15 protein-coding genes are annotated in these 25,121 nt (G+C 36.0%); 7 read left to right on the top strand and 8 right to left on the bottom strand.

The window, feature by feature from the left end:
* Positions 1-136 precede the first annotated feature (136 nt).
* The 4 genes from MHB39_RS03360 to MHB39_RS03375 all read left to right on the top strand — a co-directional run bounded on the left by MHB39_RS03360 (position 137) and on the right by MHB39_RS03375 (position 8,692).
* On the top strand, positions 137-4,147 hold the full coding sequence (locus MHB39_RS03360; RefSeq protein ID WP_342545844.1) for a cell wall-binding protein: 4,011 nt from the start codon (positions 137-139) through the stop codon (positions 4,145-4,147).
* 200 nt (positions 4,148-4,347) lie between these two features.
* A complete protein-coding gene (locus MHB39_RS03365) occupies positions 4,348-5,415 on the top strand; it encodes an S-layer homology domain-containing protein (protein WP_342545845.1) in 1,068 nt (355 codons plus the stop codon).
* A gap of 221 nt (positions 5,416-5,636) precedes the next feature.
* Entirely contained in the window at positions 5,637-6,548 is a 912-nt protein-coding gene (locus tag MHB39_RS03370; protein WP_342545846.1) for a C40 family peptidase, read from the top strand.
* A gap of 233 nt (positions 6,549-6,781) precedes the next feature.
* Positions 6,782-8,692, top strand: a complete 1,911-nt coding sequence (locus MHB39_RS03375; RefSeq protein ID WP_342545847.1) for an N-acetylmuramoyl-L-alanine amidase — start codon at positions 6,782-6,784, stop codon at positions 8,690-8,692.
* Positions 8,693-9,093: 401 nt separating this feature from the next.
* On the opposite strand, the gene MHB39_RS03380 is transcribed toward MHB39_RS03375, so the two are convergent.
* The 3 genes from MHB39_RS03380 to pruA all read right to left on the bottom strand — a co-directional run bounded on the left by MHB39_RS03380 (position 9,094) and on the right by pruA (position 14,359).
* On the bottom strand, positions 9,094-11,064 hold the full coding sequence (locus MHB39_RS03380) for an S-layer homology domain-containing protein (RefSeq protein ID WP_342545848.1): 1,971 nt from the start codon (positions 11,062-11,064) through the stop codon (positions 9,094-9,096).
* Positions 11,065-11,348: 284 nt separating this feature from the next.
* Positions 11,349-12,557 carry an ISL3 family transposase gene (locus tag MHB39_RS03385; RefSeq protein WP_342545650.1) on the bottom strand — a complete coding sequence of 403 codons (1,209 nt, stop codon included), beginning with the start codon at positions 12,555-12,557 and terminating at the stop codon, positions 11,349-11,351.
* A gap of 257 nt (positions 12,558-12,814) precedes the next feature.
* Positions 12,815-14,359 (bottom strand): L-glutamate gamma-semialdehyde dehydrogenase, encoded by a 1,545-nt coding sequence (pruA, locus tag MHB39_RS03390; RefSeq protein ID WP_342545849.1) that lies wholly within the window; start codon positions 14,357-14,359, stop codon positions 12,815-12,817.
* Positions 14,360-14,539: 180 nt separating this feature from the next.
* Between pruA and MHB39_RS03395 the strand changes: the two genes are divergently transcribed.
* A complete protein-coding gene (locus tag MHB39_RS03395; protein ID WP_333006698.1) occupies positions 14,540-15,877 on the top strand; it encodes a sigma 54-interacting transcriptional regulator in 1,338 nt (445 codons plus the stop codon).
* A 66-nt stretch (positions 15,878-15,943) separates the two neighbouring features.
* On the opposite strand, the gene MHB39_RS03400 is transcribed toward MHB39_RS03395, so the two are convergent.
* The gene (locus tag MHB39_RS03400) at positions 15,944-16,918 is read right to left on the bottom strand and encodes a proline dehydrogenase family protein (RefSeq protein WP_036074906.1); all 975 of its coding nucleotides are present in this window, start codon (positions 16,916-16,918) and stop codon (positions 15,944-15,946) included.
* Between the two features lie 569 nt (positions 16,919-17,487).
* Between MHB39_RS03400 and MHB39_RS03405 the strand changes: the two genes are divergently transcribed.
* The gene (locus MHB39_RS03405; protein ID WP_342545850.1) at positions 17,488-18,297 is read left to right on the top strand and encodes a helix-turn-helix domain-containing protein; all 810 of its coding nucleotides are present in this window, start codon (positions 17,488-17,490) and stop codon (positions 18,295-18,297) included.
* Here the strand turns inward: MHB39_RS03405 and MHB39_RS03410 are convergent.
* From MHB39_RS03410 to brnQ, 3 genes are all read right to left on the bottom strand, one after another.
* Positions 18,213-19,421: an ISL3 family transposase gene (locus tag MHB39_RS03410; RefSeq protein ID WP_342545650.1), complete on the bottom strand. Its 1,209-nt coding sequence runs from the start codon at positions 19,419-19,421 to the stop codon at positions 18,213-18,215. The genes MHB39_RS03405 and MHB39_RS03410 overlap by 85 nt on opposite strands.
* 181 nt (positions 19,422-19,602) lie before the next feature.
* The gene (locus MHB39_RS03415) at positions 19,603-20,976 is read right to left on the bottom strand and encodes a S41 family peptidase (protein WP_342545851.1); all 1,374 of its coding nucleotides are present in this window, start codon (positions 20,974-20,976) and stop codon (positions 19,603-19,605) included.
* Positions 20,977-21,147: 171 nt separating this feature from the next.
* Positions 21,148-22,467, bottom strand: a complete 1,320-nt coding sequence (brnQ, locus tag MHB39_RS03420; RefSeq protein ID WP_342545852.1) for a branched-chain amino acid transport system II carrier protein — start codon at positions 22,465-22,467, stop codon at positions 21,148-21,150.
* Between the two features lie 250 nt (positions 22,468-22,717).
* On the opposite strand from brnQ, the gene MHB39_RS03425 reads away from it, so the two are divergent.
* Entirely contained in the window at positions 22,718-23,611 is an 894-nt protein-coding gene (locus MHB39_RS03425; protein WP_016993741.1) for a C40 family peptidase, read from the top strand.
* 103 nt (positions 23,612-23,714) lie between these two features.
* Here MHB39_RS03425 and MHB39_RS03430 read toward each other — a convergent pair.
* Positions 23,715-25,069 (bottom strand): IS3 family transposase gene (locus MHB39_RS03430; protein ID WP_342545853.1). Its coding sequence is split into 2 segments (ribosomal slippage): positions 23,715-24,601 and positions 24,601-25,069, totalling 1,356 coding nucleotides; the frame shifts between segments, so codons are not numbered across the junction.
* Between the last annotated feature and the right edge of the window lie 52 nt (positions 25,070-25,121).

The following is a 25,121-nucleotide window of genomic DNA, read 5'->3' on the forward strand; positions in this document are numbered from 1 at the left end:
AAAATTACTTTTGATATGTCTCATTTTGTAAATATATTAGAATGGCTTGAAATCAAGCAATTTTTACCGATACTAAAGTCATAAATTCTAAATGAAAATGAATACAATCATTTTCCTATACATAAACGATGAAAGGGTGGTTCGATTGAATCGAAAATTGACAGCAGGGGTCATAACGGGTCTTTTATTGGCACCTACGGCTATAGCGAACGCACAGGAAAATGATGCACAATCCCGCGTCACAACACATACGGAGCAAGTTGCCTATACGAATCAGATAGCAGCTGCAACGACAAGAGAGCAGCTTATTGCACAATTTGGTAAGCTGTCGGAAAACTCATCGGCTGATGATATGGTCATTGCAAAAGGAGATCTTCAAGTTTTAAGTGCTGCAGGCTTTAATGAACACGAAGTTGCATTTATTGAAGCAAAGTATCGCTATGTGGAGGAGCAGCGTAACTTATTAAGTGAGCTACAAAAATTAGGAAAAGAAATGACGGGAATCTCGTTTACAAGTAAAACATTTATTGCAGAGGTAGCCGCTTTCGATACGAAATATAATAACTTTTTAAATATTGGCAAGGATGAACTAAAAGCGTATGTAACTGTTCAAAAGGAATTTGAAGCAGCTGTCAATGAGGCGCTAGTGAATAATGCAAAAGACATTGCCAGTACAATTCGCGGCACATCTTTACAATACGGCTATACCGATGCAGAACGCAATGCCTACTTTAAAGGCAAGGGGATGGATGTTGACAAATTAAATAAGTTAAAAGTGGATGCGACTAAAGCAGAAGGAGTAGCTACAGAATTAGTTCTGTTAGTTGAGTTATTGGAAAAATCCTCAGATTACTCAGCTGTTTTGCCTAAAATAAATAGCTTTAAGGCGAATTATAATGGGTTAACAACAGAGCAAAAGAAAGTAATTGAAGCGTACAATCCAAATGATGATAAGGTTACACCTTTTAAAAAGTATAAGGATGCATTAGCAGGTTTGTCTGCTCTAGAAAAAGTGACTTCTAGTATTGCAGAATTAAAAGGCAAACAGCCAGCAGATTTCACTTCAGCCTCAAGCTTTATTAATGCGGTAGCAGCAATTGATAAAGCCTACAATAATCTGGATGCAGCGTCTAAAAATTTAGTAGAAACAGAATATAAGAGCATTGAACAATATCGTCAGGCGACCAATATTTCGAAAAGCATTTCTACATTACGTGTATCCAAAGAAGACGCATATCGTAGCGCAGTTAATGAGCTAAAAACAAAATACAATAACCTAACAATCAATAAAGACTTTGTTAAAAACGCGAACGAATTACAATCAGCAATAGCCAATATTACTGTAGCTGAAAGTATCGAAGCCCTTATAAAATTGATTGAGCCTAAAGCAGACAGTGAAAAAGTAGCTGCCATTAAAGCAGCACGTGCAGCTTATGATAATCCACCTGCTCCAACTGGAATAACAATCAATCCAAGCAATGTAAAAAAAATCGTCAGTAATTTAGCCGAGCTGACATCTTGGGAGAAAAATTTAAGTGCTGCGTTAAAGGTAGATAAGTTAATTGATAGCCTAGATCCAACTGCAAAAACTTTTGAAAGTAAGACGCTCTCTGCCTGGACTACCTATAACAAATTAAATGAAAATGATAAAACGTTAGTGCAAGGAGCTGCAAAACTAACACTGTTTCAAAAATACGCTGATCTATCAAAAACAATCAATACATTAAAACCCTCAGCAGATTACAGCGGACAGCTTGCCGCATTAAAAAACGAAGTAGTTAAATTAGATGCACAAGGTAGTGGCTATGAAGAAGCTCTTTACAATTTAAAAACACAGCTGATTGAAAAAATAGAGGCTTTAATTAATGAAGAAAAAGCGGTAAAAGAAGTTATAGAGGAAATTGATCTGCTAGATAAAAATATAGCTATTGAAAAAATATTGGATGCACGAGCTCACTATAATGCGTTATCACCAACAGCTAAAAAGCGTGTGACAAATATTAAAGTGTTAACAGATTTAGAGAAATCCTATAAATCAGTCGTTAATGTCATCTCTCAATTTGAAAAATTGGATCCTTCCTCTAAAAGCTATATTTCTAAAGCAAAATCAGCTTATACGGCTTACTCCAAACTAGATAATGCTAATCAGGAGTTTGTTTTAAATTATAAGGGCTTGAGTAAAAAAGTACCTGTTATAGATGTTATTGTTCAAATTGATGCTTTAAATACTTCAAAAAAGACCTATAAAGATGATGTGCAAAAGGCAACGGGTGCTTATAACGCATTAAATAATATAGAGCCAAAACTTCAAGACGAGGTCATCAATTATGTACACCTAACAAACGCACAAGGCTATATCAATACGGCCAAAGCATTTGATGACCGTATTCTAGCCTTAGCAAATGAAGGCCCTGACACATTTGTCAAAAAGGTAGCAGAACTTACATTAGAATATAAAGCAATGGATAAGAACGCGCAGAAGCTAGTGGAGCAAGCCAAAGTGTTAAGCTCCTACGAAAAGGATAATAAGGCAGTAATCAAGGTGATTCAAATGATCGATGCCTTAAATCCAACAAATAAGGATTATACAAAAAAGGTTCTTGATGCACGTAAAGCCTATAATGCACTTGATCAAGTCTCCCAAAAGCGAGTAACAAACTATGCTAATCTCACTGCTGTAGAGGATGTTGCTTCCTTAATTGGTCTCATTGCGTCGTTAAAACCAACAAGTAAAACTTTCTATCAAGATATGAAAACAGCGCGTGAGCTTTATGATGCCTTGCCAGCAGAGAAGCAGCAAGCGATCGTAAACTATGATGCACTGGTAGCAGCAGAAAATGAACAGGGATTAGCACAGAGTGTAGTCGAGCTAATTAAATTAACAGAAGTGCAAGATGCTGACTATTTAACGAAGCTGATGAATGCGCGTGTAGCATACGATAAGCTGTCATCTGACCAAAAGAAATTAGTGACGAATATTAAAGATTTAACAACACGTGAAAAAGCAGTGAAACCAATTTTAAGTGTGATGGTTCAAATTAATGAATTAGATCCAGAATCAACAAGCTTTGTTAGTAAGGTAAACTCAGCACGTAAAGCGTATGATAAGCTATCGAAGGATCAAAAAAAATACATCGATAATATTAATATTCTCTTAAAATTTGAGCCTGTCTCGAGTGTGATGGAATTGATTAGTAAACTAAAATCTTCAAGTAACACATTCCTTCAAGATACATCGCGAGCACGCTCACTTTACGATGCACTACCTGGCGATATGAAGCAATATGTGACAAACTACTATTTATTGCAAGCAGCGGAGTCTAGTATTTTAGGGGCTGGTAATGTCATGCAAATGATTAATGACTTACCATCCGTTGATCCAAAGCAATATGTGAAACGTATCCAAGAAATCCGTGCTGCTTACAATGCTTTACCAAAGGATCAGCAACGAGCTGTTCAAAATTATAAAGTGCTACAAGATCAGGAAAAGCTAATAAAGCCTGTAATGAGTATTGTAGAAGATATTGATCGATTGCTAACGGCAAAAGATATGAATAGCCAATACCAAAAGATTTTAAAAGCCTATGATAAGCTCAATGCTGATCAACGACGCTATGTTTATAACGACCAGCTATTGCTTTCACTAGATAATGTTATAAAGGTTTATAATAATATTGCTAAATTGAATCCAAAGGATAAATATTACTTTGGTATGGTGGAAGCGGCGCGTAAAGAGTATGATAGTTTGAATACGACAGATAAACAGCGTATCTCCAATTATTCTCTTTTACTCGAAGCAGAGAAAAGTTTAGCTGATGTGAAGAAGGTTGTGGAGATCATAGCGGGACTGTCTCCAAGCTCGTCGACATATATTGAAGATGTGGCGAATGCCGTTGCTGCCTATAAGGCATTGGACTCTAAAATTAAAGGACAGGTCATTAATGAGGATGTCTTAAAGCAGGCTGAAAAAGATGTGGCTGCCGTTCTCAAAGTTGTTCAAGCGATCGGAAATATTGATCCAGACAGCTCATCATTTGAGAAAAAAGTGCTAGCAGCTCAAAAAGATTATAGTAATTTGTCGATTGAGCAACAGGGCTTAGTGTATAATTACCGCATTCTAGAAGACTATCTTAAAATGATTCAATAGTATGATAAAAAAGGAGTTTTCCCAATGAATATAACGGGAAAACTCCTTTTATAAGTAAGAAAAAATGAATCCTAATATTAATTTCCAAAAAAGTGAAACTATATCATCTGAAATTCGTATCTTATAGTATAAATGGTCACTTTGATTGGGAGGTACCATTTCATACATTTTTATTTTGCCAACGTGAGGAGGTCGCCCTGTTGAAAAAATTATTGAGTATAATGGTACTTTCAATAGCTGCAACCGTAGGAAGTTTAACTAGTTTTAGTCAAGTAGAAGCAGCATCTGCTAAGGCAGTAGATGTGACAAATTCATACTGGGCAAATGCCTCGATTCAACATATGCTCACAAAACAATATATGACTACATATCACGACAACACTTTTAAGCCAGAGCAAGCTATTACAAGGGCAGAGGCTGCCGCTGCCATTGCTCGCTCTCTTCAAACTAACATTGACATTGAGAACCCTGTTAAATTCAAGGATGTTCCTATAACGCATCCATATTACAAGGAAATTTGCCAGCTTGTTAAACTGGGAGTCATTCAAAAGAGTGAGGCCTTTCATCCAGAAGAGCCTTTAAAGCGTATGCAGGTGGCAAAAATGCTAGCACTAGCTTACCAAATTAAAGTAGATAGCAAAAATAATAGCCAGTTTGCGGATATTACGCGTACTCATTGGGCAAAAGATTATATCGAATCCTTAGCAGATATCGGTATTATTGGTGGGGTGGATGCTAAACATTTTGCACCTGACCAATTGGTAACACGTGCACAGTTTGCTGTATTTGTTGAGCGAAGCATGGCTTTTCAGCAAAAAATTAAGGCATTGGAAGTAGTCTATGACTATCTAGCAAAGGATTATATCCCAACTGTAAACCTTTCTTCTGAGTGGTCTAAAAAGGTGATTGAATTAATAAATGTTGAAAGACAGAAGAATAAGCTAGAACCTGTTGCTTATGATTCGGAACTTACTCAAATTGCCATTATCAAAGCACAGGACATGGTAAATCGCCACTATTTTGAACACGTTTCCCCATTTTATGGGGCACCTTGGGATTTAGCGACATTATTTGATTACAACTATACAAGTTTTGGAGAGAATATTGCTAGAAATATTAAAACACCTGAAATTGCTGTTAAGGCATGGATGGCTTCACCTAGCCATCGAGATAATATTTTAAAAGAGCACTATACGAACACAGGTGTTGCAATAGCACAGGATAGCAAAGGAAATTACTATTGGGTCCAAATGTTCTCTAGTCAATAAGTTGTTGTGTAACAAAGCATCGCTAATATTACAGAAATGTTACGAAAGTTCCAAATTACGATAAAAAAATCCCCTTTTTAACGCTGGAAATACCGCCAAACGTTGGTATTACAGCGTTTTTTTGCTGTCTAAAACCGTTACACAATTGAAAAATAACATTCGCCTCTTTTGTGATAGTCTATGTATAGGCAAAAAAGTTTTGAGAGGGGTATAACAAAAGTATGAATAAGAAATGGTTATTACCGATTTTTGCATCATTTATGTTATTTTCAACTACTAATATTAATACTGCTGAAGCAGCGTCTAAAGCAGATTTAACTGATACAGCTTCTAAATATTTAGGTGTTCCATATAAATACGGCGGTACAACAACAAGCGGCTTTGATTGCTCTGGCTTTACTTCTAAAGTATTTTCGGACTTAGGCATTCAATTAAACCGTACGTCAGGATCTCAATATCAACAAGGTACTGCAGTAGCCAAGAGTGATCTTCAAGTTGGCGATTTAGTATTTTTCAATACAAGTGGTAGTGGTATTTCACATGTGGGGATATACATAGGTGATGGTAAAATGATCCACTCTCAAACTGGTCAAGGTGTAAGCTATTCAAATGTTAATGACCCATATTATTGGGGCGATCGTTATGTAGGTGCTAAACGTGTGGCAACATTTGATGCTCAACAACAAGCTGAAGTAAAACAAGCAGCTATTGACTTTTCCGTATATGCTTCTCGTGCAGAGGTAGCAGTACAAATTGCAAAAGCTTTAAACTTAGATACATCTGATACTACTACTGGTTTCGTAGATGTAAAACCTACATATGCTCATGCAGGTGCTATTGCAGCTGTAGCAAAATTAGGTATCTTTGAAGGCGATGCAAATGGTAAATTCAACCCGTCTTCACCAATTACGCGTGCACAAATTGCTAAAGTATTAGTGCTAGCATTTGGTCTTGAAAATAATGGTGGAAGTGTAGCTTTTAGTGATGTGCCTCAAAAGAGCTGGGCTAATGAATATGTTTCTACGCTAGCATCAAATGGCATTACAAATGGTGACGGAGACGGTAGCTTCGGTTCTGATGAATTATTAAAAATCGAACAATTAAAAGTATTTATTGAAAGAATTCAACAATAAGTTCATAAAGTTAACACTTTAATTGTGTCATAGATTGCAAGAAATGATCTTTTGAATAGCGTATAATGGAAGAAGGGTTTGCAATAGCAGACTCTTCTATTTTTATGATAATTTTGTAGGAAAGGATGTGAATTGGAAAATTAAATTTTAACAGTTCTATTGTATGATGCTTTATTTAGCTAATTTTGTTAAAATGGACACGTTAAGAGAACAAGAAGGGAGGAAATAAGACATTGAACATCAAAAAAATTAGTCTTATCTTGTGCGTCTTATTCATTTCGGCTTCTATGTTTACGATACATAGTGCAAGTGTCAGTGCAGCTAACAATTCGAATATTACATTTGAAGATGTTACTAAAAATCACCCAGCCTATGAAGAAATCAATTATTTAGTAAATTTGGGGGTAATTCAAGGTTACTTTGTGAATGGTAAGAGAGTCTTTGGCCCAAATAATAGTGTAACAAGAGGACAAGCAGCTAAAATGGTTGTTGTTGCCTCTGGTAATAAACCATTAGTTGTAAATAAATCTAGCTTTTCAGATGTTACAGTCGGCACTGAAATGTCAGGTTATATAGAACGTGCTGTACAGCTAGGATTTTTCGACAAAAATATAAAAGGTCAATTCTTACCAAATAAGCCTCTAACTCGTGGAGAAATGAGTTATGTATTAACAAAGGCTTTTAATTTAGATACTAGTGAGTATGAGGGGATCGACTCACCATTTACTGATGTAGCAATCACACATGAATATGTGAAATACATCAATACAATCTATTATAATGGTATTACAAACGGAACAGGTAATACGTATTTACCAAATGGTACTGTAACACGTTCACAATTCTCATTATTCGTGGCGCGTGCAAACAGTGAAAAATATCGATTAGAGCTTCCTGTAAAAGGTGTACAAGTTCCAGATACATCACAAGTAATAGGCTTAGTGAAGGTCACTACAGATGGGCTAAACATCCGTAAGACAAAAGATTCTACTTCAAGCACGAACATTGTAGGCAAAGTCAATACAGGCGGTAAATTATCAGTCTACGCTATAGAAAGTAATTGGCTAAAGGTTACTTATAAAGGCGCTTATGCCTATATCTATAAGCAATATGCAGAATTTGTAGATGCAGATGGCAATGCGTTAGGAACAGTCGAAAAAGAAGTAACAACAAAAAATGCTGTCAATTTATATGTGAAGCCTACTTCATCAGCAAAAGTAATTTCATCGATTAAAGCGAACGAAAAGCTTCCCGTTTACAAAACAACAGGTGGCTACTACTTAACACAAGTAAATGGTTTACCAGGTTATATTGTAGCGAATAGCACTACGGATATTGTGGAGGAAGAAAAGCCAAATCCAAATCCAACACCACCAGCTTCTGGTGATGTGCTAGGAAGAGTAACGGTAGCTAATTTAAATGTTCGCAGTCAAAGTAACTCTACATCAGCCGTGTTATTTAAGCTGAATAAAGGAGAGTATGTCCAAGTTAATAACATCAATGGTTACTGGGCAGAAATCACCTATAATGGCCAATCAGGCTATGTTCACAAGTCTTATTTGAAAATATTAAATCAAACAGCTAAACCTTTACAAAATCGTATTATCATCCTAGACCCAGGTCATGGTGGTAAAGATCCAGGTACAGTAAAGGGCTCTGCTTCTGAAAAGAACATTACATTAAAAGTCAGCACACAAGTGAAACAATTACTAGAGAATGCTGGTGCAAAAGTTTATATGACACGTACTGGTGATACGTATCCATCCTTACAAGATCGCGTAGACTTTACACAAGCAAACTATGGTGAAATTTTTGTAAGTGTTCATGTCAACTCTGCTGCTAATACGTCAGCGTCTGGTACTGAAACATATTATGCAATATCTACAGGAGATATGTATCAGGAAGACATTGATTTAGCGACATTTGTTAATAATCAAATTGTCAACAATTTAAATATGAAAAATCGTGGTGTCAAGCAAGAGCAATACTACGTAATTCGTAATATGGTGATCCCGTCTATTCTAGTAGAACTTGGTTTCTTAACGAATGCAGAGGATAACAGTAAAATGACAAATGATCAATACGTTAAATTATTTGCAGAATCTATTTATAATGGTATTTTGCAATACTATAAAAAACAATAATTGATTAAGAGACGATTCCAAAGATGTACTAGCCTTTGGGATCGTTTTTCTTATTCTCTATATACCCACATAAGAGAAAGACAAACTAATTGATAGAAATGGCTATAAAATTTTCTCTAATCATACAAATAATAGCTAAATTGATTGCTACGGCTAGCTAGTATGAAAGATAAGGAAAAGACACTTTTGCACATGGGTGATTGGAGTGGAGCTAGCGTCACAGAGGATACCCTGGAGCGAACGTAAGTAAGTGAAGCTGCTCATCGGACGTCCCCTTGAAAGATCGCTGGCGGAACGGAAATCCACCTCCTGCCTTATGAAAAGGCCTTTTTTGCTAGTGACTTTATCTTTTTTCAACAACAATAAATGGCTGTCTCATTTATTAGAGACAGCCATTTACATTATTTCGCAGTATTGATGAATTTAATATAATCCTTACTTATATATCCTGGTTCAGTGTTTAGTTTATCCGAAACAACTTGATACCAACCGTTAGAGCTAGTATCTGTGACGATGACAGGCATATTACTCTTACTAAATGTGAAGAGCGGACTTTGACTTGTTGATGCATCTGCACGAACATTCAGTCCAGCCGTTGTTGTGAGTGCAATTTTATAAGGATTATTCGCATCTTTAAAGCCTAGAGCTTTTTCTGCACGATAGTAATGTCCTGCAATTTTTGCGCCCCAGAATGGATCTGAAGCGTATTTTACATTGAAGCCGATAGCCTTAGAGCCAACAACTGCGCCATTGGTATAACGTCCACCTGGCGTAATATAATTTGGCTGTAAGAATTTTTCAACCAACTCATAAATATTGGCTTCGACACTATCAAACTTCTTGTTCAGAGGATTCGTATCATAGACATATAATCCAAATAGATTGTTTAGGTTTTGCGCGTGATCACTCATACCATAGGCACTCTCATGCTGTGCTAGAGATAAAATAAGCATAGCATTGATATGAGAATTTGCTTCCACTTCTTTTAATACAGAGCCTAAACCAAGTAGTTTACTTTTAGTTGTGGCATTTTTATAAATCGAAGCACCTGAGCTTTCAACCTCCGCTAATTTTCCCACAATATATTGATCTAGCTCATCTGCTGTATATTGAGTTGTAGCACGAGCGGGTAAGAATTGATAGTAGTTATAGGCTTCTCCCTTTGAAGAACCATCAGCATTGGTAAAGTTAATGCCATCCCAGCTAAAGTATTTCTCACCCTGCTTCATAAAGCTAGGTGCCTTGCCATACACGTAACTAGCAGAATATTTATTGGTTTTATAATCATATAAGGTATGTTTTATTTCACCGTACTCATTTGTGTAATAAGAACGGCCTTTCACTAAAGCAGAAGGAATTAAGCTAACGTCAGCCTGCTTTAAATAGCCAGTATGACCAGCTAAGCGTACTTTAACTTGTGTGGCATCACTACCTAGATACTCCATTTCTGTATTACCCGCAACTGCGATTTGATCCTTAATGGTTTCAGAATTTAGAGCAACATAATTATTCGTTACAACATAGCCTGAAGTCATTTTAATAACTTTATCATTTTGAGTAATCACGAAGGAACTATTCGTCATCGCCTTTTCAGCTGCTTCAAAGCTAGTAAAGGTTTGCTTGTCTACCAAGTTACCATTAGAAATTTCTTTGACGATATATGTGGTAGTATTACCATTATTACCAGTATTATTGTTGTTCCCATTATTATTAGTATTACCGTTATTTTCGGAGTTACCATTGTTTTCATTTTTACCAGCATCAAGCTGATCAGCAAGAAGAATTAATCGTAGAATAAATGTCGATGCCTCACCAATTGTGGCATTGTCTCTTGGTAAAAACATGCCATTGGAGCTTCCTTTAATAAGTCCTAATTGTGCACCGATTGCAACATCCTGACGGAAATCTTTAAAAATAGTTGCATTGTCTTTGAAGGTAATAGAAGAAGTACCTTTTGGTATTTTTAAATAATCAACTGCTCTGATTAGCATCACTGCCATATGCTCTCTTGAAATACGGTCATCTGGCTTAAATGAGCCATCCGTATAGCCAGTAATAATTCCAGCAGTAGCGGCAAGCTTAATTTCATTTGCAAATAAATATGTGTCTGACACATCTGTAAACGTTATCTCGTTCTTTGTGTCCAAATCTAAAGCTTTTGCTATGTATGTGGCGAATTCACCGCGTGTAACCGTAGCATTTGGACGATAGCTTCCATTTGCATCCTTCAGCAATGCGTCTTTCTGAATTAAATAGCGCAAACCACTCTCATGCATATGTCCTGATAGCTCATCTGCAGAGACCGATTGGGGTTGCCAAATGACTAGACTAACAAGCATCATGAGCAACATAAAAATTGATAGTTTTTTCATAGTTTTACCCTCCTAAACTGATATCATTTTAACAAAGTTACACAAGCAAGATAAGGGTCAAATGTTAGAAATACCATAAAATATACCAGCCCTTTATAGGCAATAAGTATGCTTTTATAATTTGAAGTGTGAGTTAGTTTTAAAGGTCCTTTGTCAATTGTTGGGGTGACAAACGAGAGAAGTAAATTTTTTAGTTTACAAGAATCACTTTTCCTGCCCCATCCATTGCTTACGAAGCGTAGCGAGGAAGCAATGGATGGGGCAGGTCGGCTCGTTTCATTTTCTCACCCAACATATAATCCTATTTTTCTATACATGTGTCCTAATAATATTTTCGCTTTAAAGTGCTCATATTTGCGGAAGCCATAAGCATTTCGTTTGAGCACTTTTGATTTATTATTAATACCTTCTAAAAAACCATTTGAATAGTTGAATACAAAGCTATTTAAGATTTCTACCTGCCAGTTTTTTAACGTTTGTATTCGCTTTCTAAATGCAGGAATAGTTGCCTCTTCTACCTTACGGTAAAATGCTTCTAATCCATTTTTAATCTTTTGAATATCCTTTTCTTCTTTGGCCTGTGTAAACCAATGTTTATAATCTTCTTTTAACTCATATGCTTTTTTCAATTCAGGTGATAAACCAAGATAATAATTTAAATACCAACGCTCTTCCTCAGTTAATTTCGCTGAATTTTTATGTAAAACAAATCGCATTTTCTTACACTTTTTGCGATCATAGGCGTGCCATTCTTTTTGAACTTTTCTTCTGACATCATCCAAAGCCCAGTGAATATACCGACAATAATGGAACCGATCTGCTACAATAATCGGTTTCGCTAAAGCTTGATAGACAGCCGCTTTAAAGCTTCCATTCATATCCATAACGACAACTTCCACATCTTGACCGTATTTTTGTAAGTAAGCTTTTATTGTTTGTAGTCGACGATTCGGTAAAATATCAATCGGTTCATGTGTCTCCGCATTCGCTATAATCAGCTGATATTTTCCCGAATCCGTATCCGCTTTATACTCATCAATGGCAATGGCTTTTGGTAAACGAAAACCTTCAGGTAACGCTACTTTGGTTTGTTTGTAGAATCTCCGAAGTATTGTAGAAATAGATGTACCAAGTGTGATTGCAGCTTCCTTAAATGTTTTCGCTTTAACAGATTGAAGGATCATAGCTTGATTTGCCTCTTTAGAAAAACGTTGATAACGCTCGATAAATGGAGCTTTTTCGGAAAAACGCTTTCCGCAAGTACAACGATAGCGACGACCTTTATACATCAATATCGTTAAACGTCCCCACATTGGAAGATGTCCAATCTTACGCATTCGATAATCATGAATTTTCGTTGTGTTTTTACCACATTCGGGACAAATATGTTCCTTTATAGGCATTGAAATATACAGCAAAATGCGATTCTCTTGTTCGATAATTTCCTCAATCTTTACTCCTTTAAATCCTGGTAATTCCATGTTAAAATTCATACAGCACAACTCCCCTTTACTAACTTGTTTCTCAACAATTCAAGTATAGTAAAATAGGTGATGTTGTGCATTTTTATTTTAGAAATTGTTTAAAAACCCCAACATTTATTATAGAACCGTTTTAAATAGGGGAAGGAAGGTGAACCGAAATTCACATGAGTTTCTTCTATTATATATGTCATTTGTGTTAACCCTAAAAAATAATGCCGTACATTGCTTACTAAGAAACAATGTACGGCATTTTATTGAAGTAATGATTAAAGCATTTCTGAAGTTGTTTTTGCTTGCATATGCAGTTGTAGGTAGTCTGGGCCACCTGCTTTTGAGTCTGTACCTGACATGTTGAAGCCACCGAATGGTTGGTAACCTACGATTGCACCTGTACAGCCACGGTTGAAGTAAAGGTTTCCTACATGGAATTCTTGACGTGCTTTTTCTAGGTTCATACGGTTTGTTGTGATAACAGCGCCTGTTAAACCGTATTCTGTATCGTTTGCAATTTCAATCGCATGGTCGAAATCTTTTGCTTTTGCAATCGCTACGACTGGTCCGAAGATTTCTTCTTTCATAATACGAGCAGAAGGATCTACGTCCGCAAACACAGTTGGTTGTACGAAGTAACCGACTGAATCGTCTGCTGTACCCCCAGCTACTAAACGACCTTCGCCTTTACCGATTTCAATGTACTCTGTAATTTTATTGAATGCTGCTTGGTCAATTACTGTTGCCATGAAATTGCTGTAATCAGTTGGGTCACCCACTGTTAAAGCGTTTGTTAACTCTTCTACGCGATTTACCACTTGCTCATACACATCTTCTACGATGACAGCACGAGAACATGCTGAACATTTTTGACCTGAGAAACCAAATGCTGATTTCACGATGGATTGTGCAGCTAATTCTAAATCTGCTTCTTTATCCACTACGATTGTATCTTTACCGCCCATTTCAGCGATAACACGTTTAATCCAAATTTGGCCTTCATTTAACACAGATGCACGTTGGTTGATACGTAAGCCGACATCACGTGAACCTGTGAAGCTGATGAAGCGTGTTTTTGGATGATCAACTAAGTAGTCACCTACTTCAGCACCAGAACCTGGTACGAAGTTCACCGCTCCTGCTGGAAGACCAGCTTCTTCTAATACTTCGATAAATTTATATGCTACAACTGGCGTTGTTGAAGCTGGTTTTAATAACACTGTATTCCCTGTTACTAAAGCAGCGACTGTTGTACCAGCCATGATGGCAAATGGGAAGTTCCAAGGGGAAATCACGATACCGATTCCTAATGGAATGTAGTCATAACGGTTGTATTCGCCTGGACGACTTTCGACTGGTTGCCCGTCTTTAATGCGTAGCATTTGGCGACCGTAGTATTCCATGAAGTCGATTGCTTCTGCTGTATCTGCATCAGCCTCTGCCCATGGTTTACCAGCTTCTTTTGTTAATAAAGCAGAGAATTCATGTTTACGACGACGTACGATTGCTGCCGCTTTGAATAGAACGTCCGCACGAATCGCTGGATCAACTTTTTTCCACGTTTTGAATGTTTCATCTGCCGCTTGCATCGCTTTTTCAGCTAAATCTTTGCTCGCTTTTGACACGCGACCAATGACTTCTGTTTTCTTTGCAGGATTGTACGAAACGATTTTATCTTCTGTTGTAATGCGCTCGCCACCGATAATGAGTGGATAGTCTTGACCTAAGTAACCTTCAACTTTATTTAAAGCCTCTACATAAGCATTGTAGTTTGCCTCTTGTGAAAAATCTGTGAATGGTTCGTGTTTGTATGGAATCATGTCAGTTTCCTCCCCATGGATAAATGGTGCCAAATGATTATGCACCTCTTAAGATTGTGTTAATTATATAATGCAATATAATTTGGCATTAATCAACTCAAATTTTAAAACTTTTTTAATTTTTGCATCTGCTTTTCATATTGGTGTTAGAATAAGCTTAATGGATTACAGGAGGACAAAATGGATAACAAGGTACTACTAAGTATTTATAAATACGTCATTGAAAAAGGCGATATGGGCATTTGTGTGGTAGACACAGAGGGTAAATTGCTTATATACAATAAAAAAATGAGAGAATTGGAAGGCGTCAATGAGGATGAGTTTGAGGAGAGGCGAGCCTTAGAGATTATTGATTTTGAAATCGAAAAAAGTGATATTTATAAGGTCCTCAGCTCTGAAACGCCAGTGCACAATATAAAAAAAACGTATTGGAATAAAAAAAATCAAGAAGTGACCTACATAAGCAATATTTATCCGTTGCACTATGAAGGCTCTTTAATAGGCGCTGTGGAATTTGCCCGAGATATAACACAGCTTGAATACATGATGTATCAGCCTCTAAGAAGATATGGCGCACCATTGACATTTGACATCATCACGGCTGTGTCACCCGTCATGAAGGATGTCATTGAAAAAGCAAAAATTGTGGCGCTAAGTAGAATGCCTGTTGTGTTAATAGGGGAATCAGGTACTGGGATTGATATGGTTGCTGAGGGAATACATCATGATCTAAAGGTGCAAAATGATATGTTTATTGCTTTAATTTGCCGTCGAGATGAGAAAACGGTATTAAAGCAATTTGAAAAATATATTGTGGAAAAGGAGAAAATAACCTTCTTTGCTGAGCGCATTGAATATTTATCTCTAGAGGCACAAGAAAAGATTGTTGAACTTTTAAATAATCATCCTAATCATCAGCATGTTTTAATTGCTAGTGTTGGCAAAGATCCAATTGATTTAATTCAAAAGCATGAGCTATCCAAAAAGCTTTACCGTCTTTTTTCTGGTATTACGATTTATGTGCCTCCTTTACGAGAAAGAAAAGAGGATATTATGCCTTTTATCGATGATTATTTCAAAAGGCATCGTGATAGCTTTGGCTCATCTATTCAAGGGCTTTCAGATGAAGTGCGAGATACTTTTTTAAAATACGATTGGCCGGGAAATTTAAAGGAATTAGAAGTCTTGCTGGATGAAATTACCTCATTGATCACCAATGAAACGATAGTGGAATCACATATGCTGCCAGTGCATTTTAAATGGAAAATCCAAAGCGCTTGTGAGGAGACGGAAAAAGAGGTTTCTACGAGTGATTTGTTTGTCATTAAAAATCAACAGGATATTCGACCATTAGATGTCTATATGAAAGAGGTAGAGGAGTACTATATTTCAAAGGCATTAGATTTTCATCAAGGAAATATTTCTAAAACGGCTGCTGCATTGGGAATTCGTCGACAAAGTCTCCAATATCGTGTTAAAAACTATAAGCTCAATAAAAAAAGCGAAAACATTGATTAACGATGTTTTCGCTTTTTTGGATAGGTTCCCAAAACTAAACTGATGAATAGTCTCAAGCTTGTGTAATTATTTCCCTTTTTTTGAAAGGCGACCTAGGGCAAATGCTGCTGCTCCTAAGCCAATTGCCATGTTCGTTTTTTTGTTAAATACCTGTTTTGTTACAAGTGCTACATTTTGTGGGCGCTCTGCTAAACGACGCATAAAGTAACCGTACCAATCGTTACCGAATGGAAGATATGTGCAGAAGTTATAACCTTCACGTGCAAGATCTAGCTGCATTTCTTTACGGAAACCGTATAGCATTTGGAATTCGAATTTTTCATTTGGAATATTGTGTTGTTTCACAAATTGCTTTACATGGTTGATCACATTATGGTCGTGTGTCGCAATCGAAGTGAATTTACCATGTAGCAAATGATATTCAATTAGTTTTAAGTAATTATGGTCAATATCAGTTTTTGATTGATAAGCCACATTTTCAGGTTCTTTATAAGCACCTTTTACAATACGTAAGCGGAAGTTTTTGTATTTCTCAATATTTTCCTCTGATTCGAAGAAGTAAGCTTGAATAACTGTTCCTACGTTATCATACTCTTTGTGTAATTCCTCTAATAATTCAAAAGAGCTATGTAAACGCTCGTAGTTTTCCATATCAAAATTCACGAAAATATTATATTGATGTGCAAGAGCTACGATTTCTTTTAAGTTTTCATAGCAAAATGCGTAATCAATATCTAAACCCAATTGTGAAGGTTTAAGTGAGATATGTGCATCAAGCTGTTCATCATGAATAGCTTGTACAACAGCTAAAATATTATTTTTGGCAGCAGTTGCCTCTGATTTTTCGTAGACGAACTCGCCTAGATTATCAACTGTACAAGAAATATTAGCCTTGTTTAATTCTTTAATCGATTGCACAACTTCTGGTAAACTTGTGCCAGCAACAACACTTTGGGCACCCATTTTTAAACCATACTTTTGTGCAGCGCTGTTTAATAATTTGTTCTCTGATAAGTAAATGAAAAAGTCACGTAATACCATCATATGCCTCCAAGAATGAAAATTTTAAATTCTTGGCGATTATAACACTTTTTTTGAAAAGTAAAATGGTTTGATTTTCAGAAAAAATATTTTACAAAGCCAGTTAGTGAGATAAAACTATTGCAGTCATTGACTTTTTCATGAAAAAAATTAAAATTAAAAAAATTTTTTTCAAAAAAAAGGACTTTTCAAAATAATAGATTTGTTTTATGTTGATTATTATATGTCTTAATTTAATTAAATGTATAATATTGGTATTTAAGAGAGCGGTTTTTAAGAATTGTCTATGGAATTAATAATATTTCAATATAATTTATTGGATAAATGATAGTGGATATCTTAGAAGCGAATCTTAGATATCCACTTTTGCATTTATTAATATAAATATCATATTAATAGTAGTTTATAGTAAAAAAAAACAGGGTGTATTATAATAAAATGGTATATAATCATGAGTGAATTATGTACATTTTGTGAATTTATAGTTGCTTTTGATTTAGAATAGTGTGTCTATATAAGCAATAGAAAAGGGAAATATGACTACTCTAAACTAAGATAAGGTGGAAAGTATGGCAAGAGGCAGAAAATTTAATTCAAATGGAGAACTAAGTAAAAAACTATTACTTGAAAAAGCGATAGAGCTATTTTCTGATAAAGGTTATCATCATACCAAAATTAGTGACATTGTAAAGGCTGCCAATGTAACTCAGCCTACTTTTTATCTCTATTTTAAAAGCAAGGATGCCCTTTATAACGATTTGAATGCGCAATTTCAAAGCGGATTCTTTGCAGTAATGAATAGTAAGTCTACGGACATTATTGAATATGGATTACAGGGTTTTGTCACGCTATTAGAGCAAAAGCTATTGAACCTGTTCGTATACATAATTGAAAATCCTGAATTAACAAAAATAGGTTTTATTGAATCCAAGCAAGCACAATTGGTAAAAAACCAAATGACTCAGCAATTGCTCCACCTTATTTATCTGCATGATTGTGACAAAGATCTACAACTGTATAGTGTGGATATAAAAATTATGATAGATTGTTTAGTAGGATCAATAGAAAGACTCATCATAACGAATTTATTAGAAGAAAAAAGGTTACCTGCAGAACTAGCAAATGACATTGTACAATTATATTTTTGGAAAACAGGTCCTTTGTCAATTGTTGGGGTGACAAACGAGAGAAGTAAATTTTTTAGTTTACAAGAATCACTTTTCCTGCCCCATCCATTGCTTACGAAGCGTAGCGAGGAAGCAATGGATGGGGCAGGTCGGCTCGTTTCATTTTCTCACCCAACATATAATCCTATTTTTCTATACATGTGTCCTAATAATATTTTCGCTTTAAAGTGCTCATATTTGCGGAAGCCATAAGCATTTCGTTTGAGCACTTTTGATTTATTATTAATACCTTCTAAAAAACCATTTGAATAGTTGAATACAAAGCTATTTAAGATTTCTACCTGCCAGTTTTTTAACGTTTGTATTCGCTTTCTAAATGCAGGAATAGTTGCCTCTTCTACCTTACGGTAAAATGCTTCTAATCCATTTTTAATCTTTTGAATATCCTTTTCTTCTTTGGCCTGTGTAAACCAATGTTTATAATCTTCTTTTAACTCATATGCTTTTTTCAATTCAGGTGATAAACCAAGATAATAATTTAAATACCAACGCTCTTCCTCAGTTAATTTCGCTGAATTTTTATGTAAAACAAATCGCATTTTCTTACACTTTTTGCGATCATAGGCGTGCCATTCTTTTTGAACTTTTCTTCTGACATCATCCAAAGCCCAGTGAATATACCGACAATAATGGAACCGATCTGCTACAATAATCGGTTTCGCTAAAGCTTGATAGACAGCCGCTTTAAAGCTTCCATTCATATCCATAACGACAACTTCCACATCTTGACCGTATTTTTGTAAGTAAGCTTTTATTGTTTGTAGTCGACGATTCGGTAAAATATCAATCGGTTCATGTGTCTCCGCATTCGCTATAATCAGCTGATATTTTCCCGAATCCGTATCCGCTTTATACTCATCAATGGCAATGGCTTTTGGTAAACGAAAACCTTCAGGTAACGCTACTTTGGTTTGTTTGTAGAATCTCCGAAGTATTGTAGAAATAGATGTACCAAGTGTGATTGCAGCTTCCTTAAATGTTTTCGCTTTAACAGATTGAAGGATCATAGCTTGATTTGCCTCTTTAGAAAAACGTTGATAACGCTCGATAAATGGAGCTTTTTCGGAAAAACGCTTTCCGCAAGTACAACGATAGCGACGACCTTTATACATCAATATCGTTAAACGTCCCCACATTGGAAGATGTCCAATCTTACGCATTCGATAATCATGAATTTTCGTTGTGTTTTTACCACATTCGGGACAAATATGTTCCTTTATAGGCATTGAAATATACAGCAAAATGCGATTCTCTTGTTCGATAATTTCCTCAATCTTTACTCCTTTAAATCCTGGTAATTCCATGTTAAAATTCATACAGCACAACTCCCCTTTACTAACTTGTTTCTCAACAATTCAAGTATAGTAAAATAGGTGATGTTGTGCATTTTTATTTTAGAAATTGTTTAAAAACCCCAACATTTATTATAGAACCGGAAAACAAAAGAAGTGATATAAAAAACCTGTCATCGATTTTTACTGTCGATGACAGGTTTTTTTATTTGTTTATTCTTATATGCTGATAGTAGCCTTTTTGATTTTTGCTACGTGCATTTGGGTGAATAAGTAGCATATATTCCTGATCCGTTAATAAAGCACTCTTAGGAGTAATAGTTAATGAACGCCCTTCAAATTTAACTGTTACGGGTACTTCCTTAGCTCCTAAAGCAACCAGTTGAATGTTGCTCTTAGCGATTTGAGAAGTAAGTGCTGTAGGAAATTTCACTGTGAATTTTTTCGTATCAGCAATATTTTTTACCGTGGAGAGTTGTTTATATTTAGGATATTTCTCCTTCAATGCATCATAATGTGCCTGGAAAATAGGTGCTGTTGTGGTTTGAACATTTGGTTTAACGCCTACTTCATGGATAATATGACCAGCTGGACCTGTAAATTTACCAACTGTAAGCTTTAAATAGCTTCCATCATGTAATGTATAAAAACCTTGCATAGCACCTTTCCCATAGGTTGTTTCTCCGTATAAAATAGCAGCTTTCTGGTCTTTTAGTGATGCGGAAAGCATTTCAGAAGCACTTGCACTATAGCGGTTTACAAGAATACGGGTATCTTTAGGAAACTTTGTATCTTGTTGAACTGCTGGTATGGTATAAGAGGCGTGAGCTTCTTCTAATAAATAGGCAACTTTAGCAGATGGAAATAATCCTGTAAGTTCTTCAGCTGTTGTCACATAACCGCCACCATTATTTTGTAAATCTAAGATAAACGATGTTGCACCACGTTTTTTTAAGTCTATCAGCGCATTTTTGACAAGCTGTGCACCATCCTCTGAAAAGGAAGCCAACGAAATATAGCCCACATTTCCAAATAGCAGATCAGTTTGTACATTCGGTAATGTGAATTTTTTACGTGTAATAGTTTTAGTAGTTTTTGAACCATCACTATTCTTTAATGTAACTTCTACCTTAGTCCCTTCATTACCGATTAAAAGGGAGGAGGTCTCTTGTGTAGAACGCCCGATAATGGATTCACCATTAACGCCAATGATGATATCTCCAGCCTGAACCCCAGCCTCAAATGCGCCACTGCCTTCGATTACTTGTAAAATATGAATGCCATCTTCGTGTTCTTCAATCACCACACCTATACCTATAGTAGATAGGTTAATGCTATTCATATAATTTTCAAATTCTTGTTTAGTGAAGTAGGTTGAGTAAGGATCAAGCATATCCATGATTTCTGAGATGGATGTAGCCTTCTCTAAGTTTCCATCAATTGTTCCAACATAAGTATCTTTAACAATCTCCTTAATCTCCTTGATAAGCTGTTGATCATTTTCAGCCGCTTGAGTGCTTGTAAAAGGGAGAAGGAAGAAGCCTAGAACAAATGCGAATGACCATATTAACTTTTTCATTGGACACCTCTTTTCTAGAACTCAAAATAAAATGTAGCATTTTATGGTATTAATTGGATGGTTACATTATGCAATTGAGTATCTGATTTTTATTATACATGAAGCTATAGCTATCGTGGTGGACTAGAAAAAGAATCTACTTGTCGCTATAGGCAAGTAGATTCTTATAAATTATTTATTTTTCAATTTATGAATAATAAAACCGATTACTGCGCCCACAATAGCTGGTAAAAGCCACCCTAAATTTTGTTCATACATTGGCAATGCTTTCAGGATAGTTTCATAAGGCGTAATTTCAACTTTCATTTGTTTTAAGCCATCATATAGACTGACAAGGAAAGTTGGAACGAGCGCTAAAATATAAACAATTTGTCCACCTTTAAAGAAGTGATCTGCTAGTGACAAGACCATTAACACCATAGCTAAAGGATAAATGATTAATAGCACAGGTAGTGATGCACTAATTATTGTTGAAAGTCCCACATTTGTAATAGCTGTACTAAAAATAGTGAAGACCACTAAAAACGTTTTGTATGAAATTTGAGGGAAGAGTTTATGGAAAAATTGTGCATTAGCAGTTAATAAACCAACAGCCGTTGATATACATGCTAGTAAAATAGTCGCAGACAAAATAATACTTCCAAGGCTACCAAAGAGTACCTCAGCTGATTTTGCAATAATATTTCCGCCATTATCAGAGATACCAATTGCAGTGATACTTGTGTTACCAATATGCCCTAGAGAGATATAAACAAAGGATAAACCAATAGCGGCAACGACACCCGCAAAAATCGTAGTTTTTACTTGTTTTCTTGTATCCTTCATCCCCATATCACGCAGGGCCTGTAAAATGACGATACCAAAAACAAGAGCACTTAGAACATCCATCGTTAAGTAACCTTGTACAAAGCCTTCAGCTAAAGGTGACACTTTATAGTTGCCAACAGCTTCTCCTGGTTCTCCCATTGGAGAAATAAAACTTTTAACAGCAAGCAATAAAATAACGAAAAGCAGGGCAGGTGTTAAAATTTTACCTACTCGATCGACGAGCTTCGAAGGATTAATAGATAAATATAAAATTAAAGTAAAAAACAAAATAGATGTGATGAAAAGTGGCGCCCAATGATCCCTCATAGCTTCTGAGAGAAACGGAGCAATGCCTATTTCATAGGACACAGATCCTGTTCGTGGTACAGCAAAGAATGGTCCAATTGCTAAGTAGACAATGGAGGTGAAAATCACCCCAAAAGCAGGGCTAACACGGTTAGCAAGCAGTTGTAAGTCGCCTCCTGCTTTGGCAACAGCAACAATCGCTAATAATGGTAGACCAACACCTGTTATAAGGAAACCAATCATAGCTACAGTGATGTTTTCACCTGCTTGTTGGCCTAATAATGGTGGGAAAATAATATTACCAGCACCCAAGAACAAGGCAAATAGTAGTAATCCTACTGCTAAATTTCCTTTGATGAAATGCAAGATGTTTTTCATAAGTATAATAACTCCTTTAAGATTGAAAAGCTAAAACTTTCTAAAAATTTTAAATACAGAAGTGTATGTTATCATAGGAACACTAATCTTGCAACGAAAATAGTATTTCAATATAGTCGGATTTCGTCGTATTCTATAAGTTTCCTATAATGTTTGAAAAATAGTCAGTTTTTCCGATTTTTCATGCCATAGTTATCTAGTATGATAGACACACAAGAGAATATTCTAGCACGAACGGAGGCACTTTGGTATGCAAAAGACAAAAAAATGGAGAATTCTTGTTCTAAGTACTTTAGCAACTTCATTTTTAGCATTACAAACAGCGGAAGCAGCAACATATACTGTACAAAAAGGAGATACTTTAACGAAAATCGCCCAAAATCATCAAGTCACGATTGGGGATATTATGAAGTGGAATAATCTATCGAAAGATACGATTTATGTAGCTCAAAAGCTTGAGATACAAAAGCAATCAAAGAATGAGGGAGTAAAGCCCTCCACTCCATCAACATCTGTAAAGCCAACAACTAGCTCACATACAGTAGCGAAAGGTGACACATTATCAAAAATCGCAAAGCTGTATAATGTGACAATTAAGGATATTATGGATTGGAATAAGCTTGAAAAGGACACAATTTTTATTGGACAAGTCTTAAAGGTTTCTCCAGGCGCAGTGATACCCGATGGTGATACTATACATAATAATGTGACTTCAGGTACGGGCACCCCATCAAAAGTAACCTCAAAAGATCCTACAGCTAATGGACAAGCGATTTATAACAAAACAGTTGAAGTTGCCAATACTTTAGTTGGAACACCCTATCTATACGGTGGAAATACACCTGTAGGCCTAGATTGTAGTGGTTTTATTTTTTATGCCTTTAATCAAGGTGGTTTAAAAATAGGAAGAGCAAGCAGTGAAGGTTATTTTTATGGAAATACAACGCATGTAGAAAATCCGGTACCTGGTGATTTAGTATTCTTCGAGAATACGTATAAAGAAGGTATTTCTCATATGGGAATTTATCTCGGTGATAATAAATTCATTCATGCAGGTACAGATGGTGTAGAAATTTCAGATGTTACGTACTCTTATTGGTCTTCTAAATTAGTAGCCTACAAACGATTTGACAATGTGAAATAAAAAGTAGCGATTTTTGCCTAGGCAAAAATCGCTTTTTGTTTTTAAAAAACCCCCTTCTGTTAAAAGTGAAGTGACCCCTAAAAGTTAGACACGGTTATTTTGTTTAGACAGCTTGGGTAAAATGAGTTCGGTACTGCACTGGACTCATTTTTAATTTTGCCTTCATACGTTTCGTGTTGTAATAGTTTATATAGTTTTCCAGTTCCTTTTTAAAATGCTCGACACTTTTAAATTCCTTTAAATAGAGAAATTCCGATTTCATGATGCCAAAGAAATTCTCCATGACAGAATTGTCGTAACAGTTGCCTTTACGCGACATACTTTGCACAATCCCTCTTGATTGAAGGGCGTGGCGATATTGTTTCATTTGATAATGCCAGCCTTGATCGGAATGCATGAGGAGCTGGTGTTCTTCTGGCAACCGCTCTAAAGCCTTTTCTACCATCTCTGAAACTAACGAATATGTAGGTCTAGAGCCAATTGTATACGTAATAATTTCGCCATTAAATAAGTCTAAAACAGGCGATAAATAAAGCTTTTCACCAATTAACTTAAACTCCGTAATATCTGTTACCCATTTCTCTTTAGGCGCTTTTGCTGTAAAATTGCGATCTAAAATGTTAGGCGCAATTTTACCAACTGTCCCTTTATATGACTTATATTTTTTCATACGAACGATGCACTTTAAGCTTAGCGCTTTCATCAGGCTTTGCACTTTCTTATGATTCACTTTTTGCCCACGATTCGCTAGCTCATCACGAATGCGACGATAGCCATAACGGCCTTCATGTTCCTTATAGATTTCTTGAATTTCGGCCTTTAACTCGGCATCTGGATCGGGACGATTCATCTTCTTTACTAAATCATAGTACGTGCTACGTGGAATTTCTGCGAACGCTACAAGCGCCTTCACCGAGTATTTATGCCTTAATTCATAGATGACGTTTACTTTGTCTTCTTTGGTGATTTTTCCTTGGCTTGAACTAAGGCGTTTAACTTTTTTAAATATTCGTTTTCCATACGTAGACGATTGATTTCTGCTTGAAGTGCTTCTGGTGAGCCTTCTACTGGTGCTTGTTTTGGTTGTTTATTTGTTTCTTTTTTCATGGATGGACGCCCCTTTTTCTTTGATTGAAGGGCATCGAATCCTTTTGTTTCAAATTGTTTTTTCCAAAAACGAAGTGTAGAAGGAGTAGCTATATTAAAGATAGCTGCCGTTTCAAGTAAGGACGTACCGTTTTCAATCATATAGTTTAGTACGTCTAGTTTAAACTGTGCCGAATAATTTGTATATCGTTTTATAAACGCTTCTACGCCGTTATACTCATATTGTTTCACCCAATTAAGAATCGCTTTGTGATCTGTTCCAATTAATGTAGCAATTTCATGTGAACTTTCTTTACCTTCTATGTAGCGTAGAACTGCTTGTAATTTTTCTTCTGATGTATATTTAGCCATATAAAAACTGCTCCTCCAATTGTTAGATGTGTCTAACAATTGGGGAGCAGTT

This window comes from Lysinibacillus sp. FSL K6-4013 (assembly GCF_038630435.1).
Taxonomy (GTDB): Bacteria; Bacillota; Bacilli; order Bacillales_A; family Planococcaceae; genus Lysinibacillus; species Lysinibacillus boronitolerans.